Source organism: Pseudomonas japonica (assembly GCF_900188455.1).
Taxonomy (GTDB): Bacteria; Pseudomonadota; Gammaproteobacteria; order Pseudomonadales; family Pseudomonadaceae; genus Aquipseudomonas; species Aquipseudomonas japonica.
The window spans coordinates 171,552-187,543 of the sequence record NZ_FZOL01000010.1 but is presented as its reverse complement, the minus strand read 5'-3'; the positions used below and the strand labels follow the sequence as shown (position 1 = coordinate 187,543).

9 protein-coding genes are annotated in these 15,992 nt (G+C 64.3%); 3 read left to right on the top strand and 6 right to left on the bottom strand.

What is annotated here, in order from left to right:
- Positions 1 to 61: 61 nt before the first annotated feature.
- Positions 62 to 1,897, top strand: coding sequence for an ABC transporter ATP-binding protein (locus CHB99_RS14745; RefSeq protein WP_042129193.1), 1,836 nt, complete (start codon positions 62 to 64; stop codon positions 1,895 to 1,897).
- Between the two features lie 117 nt (positions 1,898 to 2,014).
- Here the strand turns inward: CHB99_RS14745 and CHB99_RS14740 are convergent, their stop codons facing one another.
- On the bottom strand, positions 2,015 to 3,139 hold the full coding sequence (locus CHB99_RS14740) for a GNAT family N-acetyltransferase (protein WP_042129195.1): 1,125 nt from the start codon (positions 3,137 to 3,139) through the stop codon (positions 2,015 to 2,017).
- Between the two features lie 325 nt (positions 3,140 to 3,464).
- Between CHB99_RS14740 and CHB99_RS14735 the strand changes: the two genes are divergently transcribed.
- Positions 3,465 to 4,172: an Abi family protein gene (locus CHB99_RS14735; protein WP_052419541.1), complete on the top strand. Its 708-nt coding sequence runs from the start codon at positions 3,465 to 3,467 to the stop codon at positions 4,170 to 4,172.
- 179 nt (positions 4,173 to 4,351) lie between these two features.
- Here the strand turns inward: CHB99_RS14735 and gudD are convergent, their stop codons facing one another.
- Both gudD and CHB99_RS14725 read right to left on the bottom strand, forming a co-directional pair.
- Complete coding sequence (gudD, locus tag CHB99_RS14730; RefSeq protein WP_089266553.1) at positions 4,352 to 5,719, bottom strand: glucarate dehydratase; 1,368 nt, start codon at positions 5,717 to 5,719, stop codon at positions 4,352 to 4,354.
- 24 nt (positions 5,720 to 5,743) lie between these two features.
- On the bottom strand, positions 5,744 to 7,093 hold the full coding sequence (locus CHB99_RS14725; protein WP_042129199.1) for an MFS transporter: 1,350 nt from the start codon (positions 7,091 to 7,093) through the stop codon (positions 5,744 to 5,746).
- Positions 7,094 to 7,419: 326 nt separating this feature from the next.
- On the opposite strand from CHB99_RS14725, the gene CHB99_RS14720 reads away from it, so the two are divergent.
- Positions 7,420 to 8,133 carry a FadR/GntR family transcriptional regulator gene (locus tag CHB99_RS14720; protein ID WP_089266547.1) on the top strand — a complete coding sequence of 238 codons (714 nt, stop codon included), beginning with the start codon at positions 7,420 to 7,422 and terminating at the stop codon, positions 8,131 to 8,133.
- A gap of 958 nt (positions 8,134 to 9,091) precedes the next feature.
- Here the strand turns inward: CHB99_RS14720 and CHB99_RS14710 are convergent.
- The 3 genes from CHB99_RS14710 to hrpA all read right to left on the bottom strand — a co-directional run bounded on the left by CHB99_RS14710 (position 9,092) and on the right by hrpA (position 15,979).
- The gene (locus CHB99_RS14710) at positions 9,092 to 10,405 is read right to left on the bottom strand and encodes an OprO/OprP family phosphate-selective porin (protein ID WP_042126524.1); all 1,314 of its coding nucleotides are present in this window, start codon (positions 10,403 to 10,405) and stop codon (positions 9,092 to 9,094) included.
- 302 nt (positions 10,406 to 10,707) lie between these two features.
- Positions 10,708 to 11,829: a beta-ketoacyl-ACP synthase III gene (locus tag CHB99_RS14705; RefSeq protein WP_042126525.1), complete on the bottom strand. Its 1,122-nt coding sequence runs from the start codon at positions 11,827 to 11,829 to the stop codon at positions 10,708 to 10,710.
- A gap of 238 nt (positions 11,830 to 12,067) precedes the next feature.
- Entirely contained in the window at positions 12,068 to 15,979 is a 3,912-nt protein-coding gene (gene hrpA / locus CHB99_RS14700; protein ID WP_042126528.1) for an ATP-dependent RNA helicase HrpA, read from the bottom strand.
- Positions 15,980 to 15,992: the final 13 nt, after the last annotated feature.

Sequence of the window (15,992 nt, the reverse complement as noted above, 5' to 3'; positions counted from 1 at the left end):
TGTCACAGGGACGTGACCCGCGGGCGAGGCGCTCGCCCCCTTTACAGGAGTGAACCTCTAGATGCTGTTCCGTCGTTTCGAGCAGTTGATCGACATCTTCCGCGAGGCGCCCAGCGCGGCGCCGCCGTCCCGGGTCCTGCCCTTCTACCTCTACTACCTGCGCCAGGTCTGGCCGAGCTTCGCGGCACTGATGGTGCTGGGGCTGATCGTCGCCCTGATCGAAGTGGCGCTGTTCAGCTACCTCAGCCGGATCATCGACCTGGCCCAGGGCACGCCGAGCACCGCGCTGTTTCGCGAACACGCCGGCGAGCTGACCTGGATGCTGGTGGTGGCGCTGATCCTGCGCCCGCTGTTCGTCGGCCTGCACGACCTGATGGTGCACCAGGCCATCAGCCCGGGCATGACCAGCATGATCCGCTGGCAGAACCACGCCTACGTGCTCAAGCAGAGCCTGAATTTCTTCCAGAGCGACTTCGCCGGGCGCATCGCCCAGCGCATCATGCAGACCGGCAACTCGCTGCGCGATTCGCTGGTGCAGGCCATGGACGCGCTGTGGCACGTGAGCATCTACGCCATCAGTTCCCTGGTGCTGTTCGCCGAGGCCGACTGGCGCCTGATGATCCCGCTGCTGCTGTGGATCGCCTGCTACATCGTCGCCCTGCGCTACTTCGTGCCGCGAGTGAAGGAGCGTTCGGTGATTTCCTCCGAGGCGCGCTCCAAACTGATGGGGCGGATCGTCGACGGCTACACCAACATCGCCACCCTCAAGCTGTTCGCCCACACCGATTTCGAACAGCAGTACGCCCGCGAGGCGATCCGCGAGCAGACCGAGAAGACCCAGCTGGCCAGCCGGGTCATCACCAGCATGGACGTGGTCATCACCAGCCTCAACGGCCTGCTCATCGTCAGCACCACGGGCCTGGCCCTGTGGCTGTGGACCCAGTCGCTGATCAGCGCCGGCGCCATCGCCCTGGCCACCGGCCTGGTGATCCGCATCGTCAACATGAGCGGCTGGATCATGTGGGTGGTCAACGGCATCTTCGAGAACATCGGCACGGTGCAGGATGGCCTGGAAAGCATCGCCCAGCCGGTCAGTGTCACCGACCGGCCGAATGCCCCGGACCTGAAAGTGGAGCGCGGCGCGGTGCGTTTCGAGAATGTCGACTTCCACTACGGCAAGGGCGGCAACCGGATCATCAGCGGCCTCGACCTGGATATCCGTCCCGGCGAAAAGATCGGCCTGATCGGTCCGTCCGGCGCCGGCAAGTCGACCCTGGTCAACCTGCTGCTGCGCCTGTACGACCTCGAAGGCGGGCGCATCCTCATCGATGGCCAGGACATCGCCGAGGTCACCCAGCAGAGCCTGCGCGGGCAGATCGGCATGATCACCCAGGACACCTCGCTGCTGCACCGTTCGATCCGCGACAACCTGCGCTACGGCAAGCCCGATGCCAGCGACGAGGAACTGTGGAGCGCGGTCTGCGGGGCGCGGGCCGAGGAATTCATCCCCAGCCTCAGCGATGCCCAGGGCCGTACCGGTTTCGATGCCCATGTCGGCGAGCGCGGGGTCAAGCTCTCCGGCGGCCAGCGCCAGCGCATCGCGATTGCCCGGGTGCTGCTGAAGAACGCGCCGATCCTGATCATGGACGAAGCCACCTCGGCGCTGGACTCGGAAGTCGAGGCGGCGATCCAGGAAAGCCTGGAAACCCTGATGCAGGGCAAGACCGTGATCGCCATCGCCCACCGCCTCTCGACCATCGCGCGGATGGATCGCCTGGTGGTGCTGGAGAAAGGTCGCATCGCCGAGATGGGCAGCCACAGCGAACTGCTGGCCCAGCGCGGGCTGTATGCGCGCCTGTGGCATCACCAGACTGGCGGCTTCGTCGGCGTCGATTGAAATGGGGCCGCTTTGCGGCCCTTCGCGAGCAAGCTCGCTCCCACAATAGTTCGGTGCATGTCGTTTCTTTGTGGGAGCGAGCTTGCTCGCGAAGGGCTGCAAAGCAGCCCCCGTGTCTTAGCCCTGCCGATAGGGCAGCGCCGAGCGCGCCTCTTCGGCGTAAGCCAGCACACCCAGCCGCTCCTGGCGCAGGAAATCATCCACCGCCGTGCGCAGCCCCGGATGCAGCAGGTAATGCCAGGATCGCGTGATCACCGGCTCGAAGCCGCGGATCAGCTTGTGCTCGCCCTGGGCCCCGGCGTCGAAGCGCTGCAGGCCTTCGGCGATGGCGTAATCCATGCCCTGGTAGAAACAGGTCTCGAAATGCAGGCGGTCGAACTCGGCCAGGCAGCCCCAGTAGCGACCGTAGAAACTGTCGCCACCGACCAAGCTGAAAGCCATCGCCACCTCGCGCCCGCCCTGGATCGCCATGACCACGCGAATCGCCTCCGGCATGCGTTCGGCGAGCAGGCTGAAGAAGTCACGGGTCAGGTAGGGCGCCCGACGGCGCACCGCGTAGGTGTTGGCGTAGCAGGCAAAGACGAAGTCCCACTGCGCCTCGCTCAGCTCGGCGCCGCGGTACCAGCGGAACTCGATGCCCTGCCCCGCCACCTGCTCGCGTTCCTTGCGCATCTGCTTGCGCTTGCGCGAGCTGAGGACATCGAGGAAATCCTGGAAGTCACGGTAGCCTTGGTTGCGCCAGTGGAACTGACAGCCGAGGCGTTCCATCCAGCCTTCACGACCGCGCAACAACGCGTCGCTGGACGGGTCGGTGAAGTTCACGTGCAGGCCCGACAGCCCCTGCTCCGGCAACGATTCCTCCACTTCTTCCAGCAACCTCGCCAGCGCCTCGGGCTGCCCCAGCAGACGCGGCCCGCCCACCGGCGAGAACGGCACGGCGCAGAGCAGCTTCGGGTAATAGCGGATACCGGCGCGCTCGCAGGCGTCGGCCCAGCCGTGGTCGAACACGTACTCGCCGAAGGAGTGGGTCTTGGCGTAGGTGGGCATGGCGGCCAGCAGCCTGCCGTGGTCATCCGTGATCAGACGATGGGCTGGCGTCCAACCAGTACGCGGGCTGACGCTGCCGCTATCTTCCAGGCTGGTGAGGAAGGCGTGACGCAGGAACGGCTGGTCGTCGCCTGCCAGGGCGTCCCAGGTGGCGGCGTCGAGCTCGGCAAGGTGCTTCAGAGTGGTGGTCGGCATGCGTGCAGTCTGCCGGTTTGAAATAAAGAAAAGAAGATTCTTTGTAGGCGGTAGGAGTTTTCACATCAATGCAAGGAAAAGACGTATGCCAAGACGGCAAAGCCAAGGTGTCAGCCAGTAGAGGTGCGTGAACTGTGGCGAAGACTCTCGAATCCACGATCGAAGCTGCGCGAACCGGTGTCCGCTGAACACTACGCTGAGATCACCCGGAAAAGCGAAACCCCGGGAGAATCAGAGATTGTCCCGGGGCTCTATCCTGTGCTGAGGACGCGTGGATAACCAGAGGGGCCACATCAGCTAACAGGTAAAAACGGAATCTACACCTATGGCCGAAGCACAACAACCCTTCCTGTATTCCCGGGAGCATATCGATGCCCTGGAACGCCAGCTATCCACGAGGCGCTTCGCTACCTATGTGAAGGCGGCCGGGTTCAGGACCGATCTGGCATTCGAGCTCTACCTCTACAATGCCAGACTGGCCAAAGCCTTCCTCTTTCCGCTGCATGTCATGGAAATCGTGCTGAGAAATGCCATCGATGAAGTGTTCAGCGGGAAATTCGGCACTGATTGGCACGTCGATGCAAGATTGCGTCAGTTGCTGACACCCGAGAGTCAGGCGACCTTGAGCAAGGCGGTGAGTCGCGCGACGCGCGTGGCAGGTACTGCCAGCAAGGATGACGTCGTTTCCCGCCTCACCTTCGACTTCTGGTCAAACCTGTTTCGCCCCCACTACGACCGACCTATCTGGCAAACCGCCATGAAGCAACTCCTGCCCAATGCCAGCACAATGACCCGCGCGCGCTTCAAACCACTGGTGATGGGCATCAACCAGCTGAGAAATCGCATCGCGCACCACGAACCAATCTTCGCGCTCGACGTGTCCAATCAGTACCGCGACATTCTCACGGCTGTCGGCTATCGCTCGGCAGTGGCCTGCCATTGGTTGCAAAACCATGCGACAGTGAATCGGACAATGCGTACCCGCCCCCTGCCGGGCGCGACTCAACGGCTACCGAGGCCGTTCAAGGAGTGATTTGCCGGCCATCGGCAGCTTGAACCTGAATCGAGCAGAAGTCCGCTCAGCCTCCTCGGCGCTGTTCGCTGCTCAGCACGTCAGAAGGCAACATCACCTACAGAAAAAAACCCCGGTTTCCCGGGGCCATGCCGCCATGGCGCCTGCCTGCGCGGGTCAGCAAAACAACTTTCCGAGCGCTAGCGCACCAGGCAAGGCCGCTTGTTATCGAACTGCCAGCCGGGAATCAGGAACTGCATCGCCACGCTGTCATCCCGCGCCCCCAGGCCCATGTTGCGGTAGCACTCGTGGGCCTTGGCCAGTTGATCCTCATCCAGCTCGACGCCCAGCCCCGGACGCTCCGGCACGCGCACATGACCGTCGACGATGCGCAGCGGCTCGCGGGTCAGGCGCTGGCCGTCCTGCCAGATCCAGTGGGTGTCGATCGCGGTGATCTCGCCCGGCGCCGCCGCGGCCACCTGAGTGAACATCGCCAGGGAAATGTCGAAGTGGTTGTTGGAGTGCGAACCCCAGGTCAGGCCCCAGTCGTTGCACATCTGGGCAACCCGCACCGAGCCCTGCAAGGTCCAGAAATGCGGGTCGGCCAGGGGAATGTCCACCGCCTGCGCCTGGATCGCATGGCCCATCTGCCGCCAGTCGGTGGCGATCATGTTGGTCGCGGTGGGCAGGCCGGTGGCGCGACGGAACTCGGCCATCACCTCACGACCGGAATAGCCGTCCTCGGCGCCGCACGGGTCTTCGGCGTAGGCCAGCACCTGATGCTGGTCACGGCACAGGGCGATGGCCTGCTTCAGCGACCAGGCCCCATTGGGATCGAGGGTGATGCGCGCCTCGGGAAAACGCTCGGCCAGGGCCGTGACCGCCTCGATCTCTTCCTCGCCACGCAATACGCCACCCTTGAGCTTGAAGTCATTGAAGCCATAGCGTGCCTGCGCCGCCTCGGCCAGGCGCACCACGGCCTCCGGGGTCAGGGCCTTTTCGTGACGCAGGCGCAACCAGGCATCGTCGGCCTCGGCTTCGTTGCGGTAGGCCAGGTCGGTCTGCCCACGGTCGCCGATGTAGAACAGGTAGCCCAGCATCTTCACCGCATCGCGCTGCTGGCCCTCGCCCAGCAGGGCCGCCATCGGCACGCCGAGGTGCTGGCCGAGCAGGTCGAGCAGCGCCGCCTCGATGGCGGTCACCGCATGGACGGTGATGCGCAGGTCGAAGGTCTGCAGGCCACGCCCCGCGGCGTCACGCCCGGCGAAAGTCTGGCGCATGGCGTTGAGCACGCGCTGGTAATGACCGATCGGCTGGCCGAGCAGCAAGCCGCGGGCGTCTTCCAGGGTCTGGCGGATCTTCTCGCCGCCGGGCACCTCGCCCAGCCCGGTGTTGCCGGCGCTGTCGCGCAGGATCACGACATTGCGGGTGAAGAACGGGCCATGGGCACCGCTGAGGTTGAGCAGCATGCTGTCATGCCCGGCCACCGGAACGACGCGCAGGTCGGTGACCACCGGGGTGTCGCCATGGGCCGCGCTGCTGCTGAAAGCGTGCGGAGTGCTCTGCATATTCATGTTGGTTGTCCTGCAGGTTCAGTGATTCTGGCCCAAGGCGGACGGCGCCTTGAGGTCATCGAGAGCGTTGTCGCGGGGACGGAGTCGGACGAAGAACACCACGATCGCCGCCAGTACCGAGGTCACGGCCAGGCCGTACAGGCCGCCCTGGATCGAACCGGTCTGCTGCTCCAGCAGGCCGAAGGTGGTCGGCGCGACGAAACCGCCGAGGTTGCCCACCGAGTTGATCAGGGCGATCACCGCTGCGGCGATGCGGGCATCCAGGTAACCCTGGGGGATCGGCCAGAACAGCGACGAGGCCGACTTGAAACCGATGGCGGCGAAGCACACGGCGACGAAGGCGAATACCGGCCCGCCGGTGGTCGACATGAACATGCCGAGGGCGGCGATCAGCAGCGCCCCGGCGACCCAGGCTTGCTGGAATTTCCAGCGCGCGGAACCGGCGGCGAAGGCGTACATGGCGATGATCGAGATCAGCCAGGGAATCGAGTTGAAGAAGCCGACCTGGATGTCGGAGAGATCGCCCATGCGCTTGATGATGCTCGGCAGCCAGAAGGTCGCGGCGTAGATGGTCAACTGGATGCAGAAGTAGATCAGGCAGAACAGCAGGATCTGCCGGTCCTTGAGCAGCTGCCACGCCGATGGCCGGGCCACGCCCTGCACTTCACGCTCGAGCTGCTCGCGGTCGATGGTCGCGACCAGGGCGTCCTGTTCCTCGCGGCTCAGCCATTTGGCGTCGTGCGGGCTGGAATCGAGCCAGAACCAGACGACGAAGCACAGCAGCACCGAAACCATGCCCTCGACGAACAGCATCCACTGCCAGCCGTGCAGGCCCAGGCCCTGGATCTGCATCAAGGCGCCGGCCAGCGGTCCGGAGATCAGCGAGGCGATGGCCGAGCCGCTGAGGAAGATGGCGATGGCCTTGCCACGCTCCACCGCCGGCAGCCAGCGGGTGAAGTAGTAGATCACCCCTGGGAAGAAACCGGCCTCGGCCACGCCGAGAAGAAAGCGCAGCACGTAGAACTGGGTCTCGTTCTGCACGAAGGCCATCGCCGTGGCCACCAGGCCCCAGGTGAACATGATGCGGGTCAGCCAGAGCCGCGCACCGACCCGTTGCAGCAGCATGTTCGATGGCACTTCGAACAGGGCGTAACCGATGAAGAACAGACCGGCGCCGAAGCCGTAGGCAGCGGCGCTGATGCCCAGGTCGCTCTCCAGGTGCGGGCGGACGAAGCCGATGTTGACGCGGTCCAGATAGTTGACGATGAACATGATGACGAACAGCGGCAGAACATGGCGCTTGACCTTGGCCACGGCGCTCGCCAACACGTCGTCACGGCGGACGGACGGATCGAGGGTGTCGTTCACTGGGGAATCTCCCACTAATTGTTTTTGTGCGGGTCGATGGATGTCGTGGCGAGGGCAGTCCGCCAGGTTGTCTGACATGCCAGTGAGAAAAGCATATGGGCTTCAAGGTTGTACGACAAGATCAAAAACAGCCGACAAAAAGCAAAATACAAGCTATTAAAAGGCTAAATTTCCTAGAAAAATCAGTAAAAACAAAAAACAGCACCCTTATCAGGACACCATTATCCACGCAAAAATAGTTGAAAAAACTTACTTGTCATACAAGTATGCGTACTCAGCCCCCCTCATCCATCCTTCACTTGTACGACCACCCAGGAAGCCGTGCCATGACCCCCTCCGCGCCACTGGAACCCGCACGCAAACGCAGCCACAGCCGCGCCCACGACCTGGTCTCCCATCTGACCCGACAGATCCTGCTCGGCACCTTCGAACCCGGCGACAGACTGCCCTCGGAAAACACCCTGGTGCGCGAACACGGGGTCAGCCGCACGGTGGTCCGCGAGGCCTTGTCGAAACTGCAGGCGTCCGGGCTGGTCGAGCCGCGCCATGGCATCGGCACCTTCGTCATCGAGCGCCAGGAGCAGTCGCAACTGCGGGTCGGCGCCGAAAGCGCGGCGAGCGTGCGTGACCTGCTGGAGCTGCGCATCGGCCTGGAAGGCCAGGCTGCCGCCCTCGCCGCCCTGCGCCGGAATGACGGGCACCTGGCACGCATGCGCCAGGCCCTGGACGACTATCAGGACCTGGCGGCCGCGGGGGACAGCTGCATCGAGGCGGACCGGCGTTTTCACCTGCTGATCGCCGAAGCCACCGGCAACCTGTATTTCAGCGAGATGCTGGCGCAGCTGGGCAGCCGCATGATTCCGCGCAACCGCATGGCCGAGGACGAGCGCTCGGGCGCCAAGCTGGCCCGCCACGCCTACCTGGCCAACCTCGAGCACGAGGCGATCCTCAACGCCATCCGCCGCCAGGACCCGGATGCCGCGCGCGCGGCGATCTGCCTGCACCTGTCCAACAGCCGCGACCGCCTGCTGCCGGAGTGAATGCGCGGGCAAAAAGGTTCTTCACGGAATTACGGGGTTGCAGGGGTGGCAATCGGCATCGGCATCGGCATCGGCATCGGCATCGCGAACTTATCCAGTGCGGGCGGTGACGCCACCGGCCCCTTCCGCCTCTACGGCGGGTCCATTTTGTCTTGGCAAAATGGACGAAAACCGCCCGCTCCCACAGCCGGCCCTACGCTGCGCTTCGGGTCCCCTCCTTCCGGTGCCTTGCGGGGGCTCCGCGGCCTACGACTTGCTGCGCAAGTCTTCACCTCGCGTCTTCGGCTACGCCGAAGGGTGCTGCGCACCTGCCCCCTCCAGACACCTCCACTCGGCCGGCTGAAGTCGCAATTGGCTGCGTCTGAACGTACGCGCACACAGAGCAAGAGCAAGAGCAAGAGCAAGAGCAAGAGCAAGAGCAAGAGCAAGAGCAAGAGCAAGAGCAAGAGCAAGAGCAAGAGCAAGAGCGCCTTGATTGTCTCTGGTTACCGATACCGATGTTGTTTTCGAAGATGGGTTCGTCGTGTCGCCACCCGTAACTCGCGACGTCAGGAGGCCGAGCGGAGGTGTCTGCCGGGGCTGTGCGCAGCACCTTCGGCGTAGCCGAAGACGCGAGGTGAAGACTTGCGAAGCAAGTCGTAGGCCGCGGAGCCCTGGCAGGCGCCGGAGTGAGGGGACCCGGAGCGCAGCGTAGGGCCGGATGCAGGAGCAAGCGGTTTTCGTCCATTTTTGCCAAGACAAAATGGACCCGCCGTAGAGGCGGAAGGGGCCGGTGGCGTCACCGCCTGCAATGGATAAGCTCGCGACACCGATACCGATACCGATACCGATACCGATACCGATACCGATACCGATACCGATACCGATACCCCAATCTCCCGGAATTCCGTGAAGAACCCAAAAAAAAGCCCCACCGAAGTGGGGCCTGAAGAAGTAACGGATGAAGGAGCGATGTCGCTTAGAACACGTACTGCGCGCGCACTACGAAGCCGTCGCCGTCGTCGTCGCCGTTGGCGTTCTGGGCGTTGTCGACCTTGGCCTTGACGTAGGTGCCGCTCAGCTTGATCGACTCGTTGGCGTACCAGTTCAGACCCAGGTTGTGCACCTTGCCTTCGATGTCGGCAACGCGGGCGAAGGCGCCGTTGTCGTCTTCGGCTTCGATGTGGTCATAGCGGTAGAACACTTCCCAGGCACCGATCTGCTTGTTCGAAGGCTTGATCGCATCGAACTTGCCGAGTTTGTAGCCACGCGCCTCGCCAGTGATGGTGTAGGCGATCTGGCCGTAGTAACCGGTGGCCTTGATGTCCTGGTAGGCGGCAGCGTCAGCTTCGACCTTGCGCTTGAGGTATTCACCCTGGATCGAGAACGGACCGGTTGCGAAGGCCGCTTCCAGACCCCAGGCACGGTCGGTGTCGTAGGCACCGGCCGGGGTGTTGTTGGCGCCAGCGAGGGTCAGGCGGTTGCCGTTGCTGCCGGCATCCTGGCCACCGTCGGTGCTCACACCACGCATGCCCAGGCGGCTGCGGATACGGCCGTCGAAGGCGGTGTCGGACAGGTCGCGCTGCGCCACGTTCAGACCGAAGTGCAGGACGTTGCCGTCGCTGTGCAGCGGTGCGAAGACGCCGCGGAAGTTGAACTGCTTGGTGCTGTCGCCGTCTTTGTCGGCGTTGGTCGCATCCTTGGCGTAGGCACCGCCGGCCAGGTAGACCGACTCACCGATGTTGCTCGAAGCCTGGATACCCATACCGCCGTTGTGACCGTTGACCCAGTCAGCCAGGTCGTAGGCAGCGGTACGCTCTGGAGCGGTTACCCACTTGGAGCTGGTGGCCTTTTCCAGACCGAACTCAGGGTCGAAGCGACCGACCTTGATCGACACTGGCTTGAAGCCGTTGTAGGCCAGCGAGGCTTCGTCGAAGTAACCGTCTTCGGAACGGTTGTCACCGCCACCGTTGTGGGAGAGGTCGTAGTTGATCTGGTAAGCCCAGTCGGTGGCCAGAACGCCGCCGATTTCCACGAAGGCACGACGGAAGTAACCGGCGTCGGCAGTGTTGCCGTTGTTGGTGTAGAAACCGTCGAAGCGGCTGTAGTCAGCCTGGATACGACCACCGATCTTGAAGCTGTATTGCTTGTCAGTAGTAGCGACCTCGAGGCCACCTTTGGTCTTGACTACGATATCGGCGCCGTCGGTGGTCACGGTACCCGCGAAAGCCTGGGCGGTAACGGCCATGGCCAAGGCGCTGGCTACGAAACCTGCGAAGTGCTTACGGATCATCGATGAAGCTCCCCTAACGTTTATGGTCTTGATTACGTTGAAAAAAACACGCGGCTCAGGCCACTTGTGCTGGGAAGGAATCTTGGCGGGGGGTTATTTCAGATCAGTGGCTTTTATATAAATGTTTTGTTACAGCGGAACTTTTTTACTTCGAACAGGAATATGGCAAAACGCCCGGCCCACGGGCCTCTCCGGCATTTCCGCCGGCTTGCCCATGGACCGTTTCAGCAGCGCGCAGGCAAAAAAAACGCCCGGTCCGCTAAAACGGACCGGGCGTATTACGTTTTCAGTCGCTTGGGCGATCAGCGCTTGCGCAGGATCACGCTGCCGATGGAGTAGCCGGCGCCGAACGAGCTGAGCACGCCCAGAGCGCCCTCGGGCAGGCCGTCCTGGTGGCTGTGCAAGGCAATCACCGACCCCGCCGAACTGGTGTTGGCATAGCGGTCGAGAATCACCGGTGCCTCTTCCTCCATGGCATCGCGGCCGAGCAGCTTCTTCACGATCAACTGATTCATGCTCAGGTTGGCCTGATGCAGCCAGAAGCGCTTCACATCACTGACATTGAGGTTGTTCTCCGCCAGGTGCTGGCCGATCAGTTCGGCGACCATAGGGCAGACCTCGCGGAATACCTTGCGGCCTTCCTGGACGAACAGCTTGTCCGGCGCGCCGATGCCCTCTTCCCCGGTGCGATTGAGGAAACCGAAGTTGTTGCGGATGTTGTTGGAGAACTGGGTCAGCAGCTTGGTGCTGAGGATCTCGAACTGATTTTCCGAGGTGGCCAGATCGGCCCGTTCGACCAGCACCGCGGTGGCGGCATCACCGAAGATGAAGTGGCTGTCGCGGTCACGGAAGTTGAGGTGGCCAGTGCAGATTTCCGGGTTCACCACCAGCACCGCGCGGGCCTGACCCAGGCGCACGCTGTTGTAGGCGGTCTGGATGCCGAAGGTGGCCGAGGAACACGCCACGTTCATGTCGAAGCCGAAGCCATTGATGCCCAGGACCTGCTGCACTTCGATGGCGATCGCCGGATACGCTCGCTGCAGGTTGGAGCAGGCGACGATCACCGCGTCGACATCGGCGGCGGTCCGCCCCGCCCGTTGCAAGGCCTGCTCGGCGGCGGCCACGGCGATCTGGCAGAGAATCGACGGTTCGTCGTTGCTGCGCTCGGGCAGGCGCGGGGTCATGCGCTGCGGATCGAGGATGCCGGCCTTGTCCATGACGAAGCGGCTCTTGATCCCCGAGGCTTTCTCGATGAAGGCGGCGTTGGATTCGGTAAGCGCCTCGATCTCGCCGCGCTCGATGGCGGCGGCATTGTCGGCGTTGAACTGCGCGACATAAGCGTTGAAGGACTCCACCAGCTCTTCGTTGGAAATGCTGTTGGCCGGGGTGTACAGGCCAGTGCCGCTGATGACGACGTTATGCACGGTCGATCCTCTGTTCGGGGCCGACGCCAGGCGGGCGCCGACCGGGTCGGTTCGGCGAGCTGGCACCAAGGTACCAACTCGTACAGGCAATGCACCCGATCATACGAGGCATTGCCGAGTGTTTGTCATCGCCACCCGGGGAAATCCCCCCGATGGCGAAAAATATCGCCAAGTGTGCCACAACTGCGCCGGGTTGGCCTCTGCCCGGCCATCCCCGGCACCTGCCGGTCGAGGGTGATCAGGCTTCCACCTGACTCCACTGTTTGCTCAGGCGTTTGTCGGAAATCGGCACCTTGGTCCCGAGTTGCTGGGCGAACAGCGATACCCGGTACTCTTCCAGCCACCAGCGATACAACTGCAGCTGTTCGTCGCGCTTGCCTTCCTGGGCATGCTTGTCGGCACGGGCCTTGTACTGCGTCCAGCAGTTGCCCAGTTCGCCGCTCCAGACCCGGTCCTTCTGCACCTGCGCGCCGAGTTTTTCCAGACGCAGTTCCACCGCCTTCAGGTAGCGCGGCAGTTCCTTGAGCCAGATCCCCGGGGTTTCCCGGACGAACCCCGGGTACACCAGGTTGCCGACCTGCTGCTTGATATCGTTGAGCGCCACCGCCTGGGCCAGGTCGATCTTGCCCTTGAAGCGCTTCTGCAGGCCGTGCCACAGCTTGAGGATGTCCAGAACCAGGCGCGCCAGGCGCTCGGCATGATCGCTCCAGTCACCGCGCTTGCGCTCGGCCAGCGAGGCCAGGGCCGCGCCATCGCGCGGCAGGGTGCTTTCGCCTTCGAGCACGCAGCTGTCGAGGCTGGCCAGGAGGATATCCTCGACCAGCGACTCGACCCGGCCCAGCTCGCGATAGAGCAGGCCCAGTTCGGTCAGGCCCGGCAGTTTGCCGCGGAGGAACTTCGCCGGCTCCGCCAGTTGCTGCAGGAGCAGGCGCTGCAAGGCGCGACGGTGCTGGAAGGTCGCCTCGGCCTGGGTCGAGAAACGCCCTTCCTTGACCGTGCCGCCCTCTTCCACCAGCGCCGGATAGACCGTCATCGACAGCCCGGCGATCTTCTGCTGGGCGGTCTGCTCGACCTTGCCGAAGCCCTTGGCTTCCACCGGTTTCTGCGTTTTTTCCGACTGCGGCACGGCCAGCGCCGCCTGGCTGGCGGCGGCGAAGCGCGCGGTCAGTTCTGCCAGGTCGCGGCCTTCACCGAGGAACTTGCCCTGGCCGTCGACCACTTCGATGTTCATCTTCAGGTGGTTTTCCACCTGCGCCGCCGCCTCGGCCCAGGCCTCGTCGGCGACCCGCGCGCCGGTCATGCGCAGCAGCTCGCGGCCCAGCGCCTGGGGCAACGAGCCCTCGGCGAAGGTCATGCGCGCCAGCGCCGCCTTGACGAAGTCCGGCACCGGCACGAAGTTCTTGCGCAGGGCCTTGGGCAGGTTGCGCACCAGGGCGATGCACTTGGCCTCCAGCAGCCCCGGCACCAGCCATTCCAGGCGCTCGCCCGGCAGGCTCGGCAAGAGCGGCGCCGGGACCCGCACGGTGACGCCATCGCGCGGGTGGTTGGGCTCGAAGTGATAGCTCAGCGAGAGCTTCAGATCGCCCAGGCGCAGGGTGTCCGGGTACTGCGCGGCGGTGACCTCGCTGGCCTCGCGGGCCAGTACGTCCTCGGCGCGCATGATCAGCAGGTTGGGGTCCTGCTGGCTATTGACCCGGTACCAGCTGTCGAAGGTCGCGGCCTGGTGGATCTCCGCCGGCAGACGCTCCTCGTAGAAGCCGTAGAGGGTTTCCTCGTCGGCAAGGATGTCGCGCCGGCGGGCCTTGGCCTCCAGTTCGTCGAGTTCTTCCAGCAGCTTCTTGTTCGCCGCCAGGCACCTGGCGCGGGAGTTGATCTCGCCACCGACCAGACCTTCGCGGATGAACAGCTCGCGGGAGGTCTGCGGATCGATCGGGCCGTAATGCACCGGGCGCCGGCCGACCACGATCAGGCCGTACAGGGTCACCTGCTCGAACGCCACCACCTGACCGCGCTTCTTCTCCCAGTGCGGCTCGAAGTGGTTTTTCTTCAACAGATGCCCGGCCAACGGCTCGATCCAGTCGGAATCGATCTTGGCCACCATGCGCGCGTAGAGCTTGGTGGTTTCCACCAGTTCGGCGGTCATCAGCCATTGCGGGCGTTTCTTGCCGATGCCGGACGACGGATGGACCCAGAAACGCCGCTGGCGCGCGCCGAGGTAGTCGCCGTCCTCGGTCTTCTGGCCGATCTGGCTGAGCAGGCCGGAGAGGATCGCCTTGTGCAGCTGCGGGAAGTCCGCCGGCTCCTTGTTGATGCCCAGTTGCAGGTCACGGCAGATCAGCCCGAGTTGACGATGGGCGTCGCGCCATTCGCGCAGGCGCAGGTAGTTGAGGAAGTTCTTCCGGCACCAGTTGCGCAGCGGACTGGAGGTCAGCGCCTGGCGCTGCTCCTCGAAGCCGCGCCACAGATTGACCAGCGCGGCGAAATCGGAATCGGCGTCCTTCCATTGCGCGTGGGCCTGGTCGGCGGCCTGCTGGCGCTCCGGCGGACGCTCGCGCGGATCCTGCACCGACAGGGCGCTGGCGACGATCAGCACTTCCTGCAGACTGCCCTGTTTCGCCCCTTCCAGCAGCATGCGGCCCAGCCGCGGGTCCACCGGCAGGCGCGCCAGCTGACGGCCGAGCGGGGTCAGCTGGTTCTCGCGATTGACCGCCGAGAGCTCCTGCAGCAGGTTGAAACCATCGCTGATGGCCTTGCCATCCGGCGGCTCGATGAACGGGAAGGCATCGATCTCGCCGAGGCGCAGATGGAGCATCTGCAGGATCACCGCGGCGAGGTTGGTACGCAGGATTTCCGGATCGGTGAAGGCCGGTCGCGCGTTGAAATCCTCTTCGCTGTACAGGCGCACGCAGATGCCCGGCTCGACCCGGCCGCAACGGCCCTTGCGCTGGTTGGCGCTGGCCTGCGACACCGCCTCGATCGGCAGGCGCTGGACCTTGGCGCGGTAGCTGTAGCGGCTGATGCGCGCGGTGCCGCTGTCGATCACGTAGCGGATGCCCGGCACGGTCAGCGAGGTCTCGGCGACGTTGGTCGCCAGTACCACTCGACGCCCCGGATGGGACTGGAAGATGCGCTGCTGCTCGGCCGGCGACAGACGCGCATACAGCGGCAGGATCTCGGTGTGGCGCAACTGCGCCTTGCGCAGCACCTCGGCGGCATCGCGGATCTCGCGCTCGCCGGGGAGGAACACCAGCACGTCGCCCGGGCCCTTGCCGACGCTGCGCTCGTGGGCGGCGATCTCGTCGAGGGTGGCGAGGATCGCCTGGTCCACGGTGAGGTCGTCCTCGACCCGGTTGCCCTCCTCGTCCTGCTCGCTGGTCAGCGGGCGGTACCAGGTTTCCACCGGGTAGGTGCGCCCGGAGACTTCGATGATCGGCGCGTCGTCGAAGTGCTTGGAGAAGCGCTCCAGGTCGATGGTCGCCGAGGTGATGATCACCTTGAGGTCGGGACGGCGCGGCAGCAGCGTCTTCAGGTAACCCAGCAGGAAGTCGATGTTCAGGCTGCGTTCGTGGGCTTCGTCGACGATGATCGTGTCGTAGCGTTCGAGGAAGCGGTCGTGCTGGGTTTCGGCCAGGAGGATGCCATCGGTCATCAGCTTGACCAGGGTATTGGCGTCGCTCTGGTCCTCGAAGCGCACCTGGTAGCCGACCAGTGCCCCCAGCGGCGTGCCCAGTTCCTCGGCGACCCGGCTGGCGACGCTGCGCGCGGCGATCCGCCGTGGCTGGGTGTGGGCGATCAGGCCGTACTGGCCGCGGCCCAGCTCCAGGCAGATCTTCGGCAACTGGGTGGTTTTCCCCGAACCGGTTTCGCCGGCGATGATCACCACCTGGTTTTCCGCGACCAGTTTCTTGATCTCGTCGCGCTTGGCGGCGATCGGCAGGCTATCGTCGTAGCGGATGCTCGGCACGCTGGCCTTGCGCGCGGCGGCCTGGTCGCAGGAGGCCTGGACCCGCTCGGCCCACTGGGCGAGCTTGGCGTCGTCGGGGCGCTTGCGCAGTTCGTGCAACTGCCGGCGCAGACGGTGGCGCTCGGCGGCCATGGCGTGATCGAGGTTTTTCAGCAGTTGCCCGATGGCGGCGTTCTGGTCAGTCATGAGGTCTGTGGCG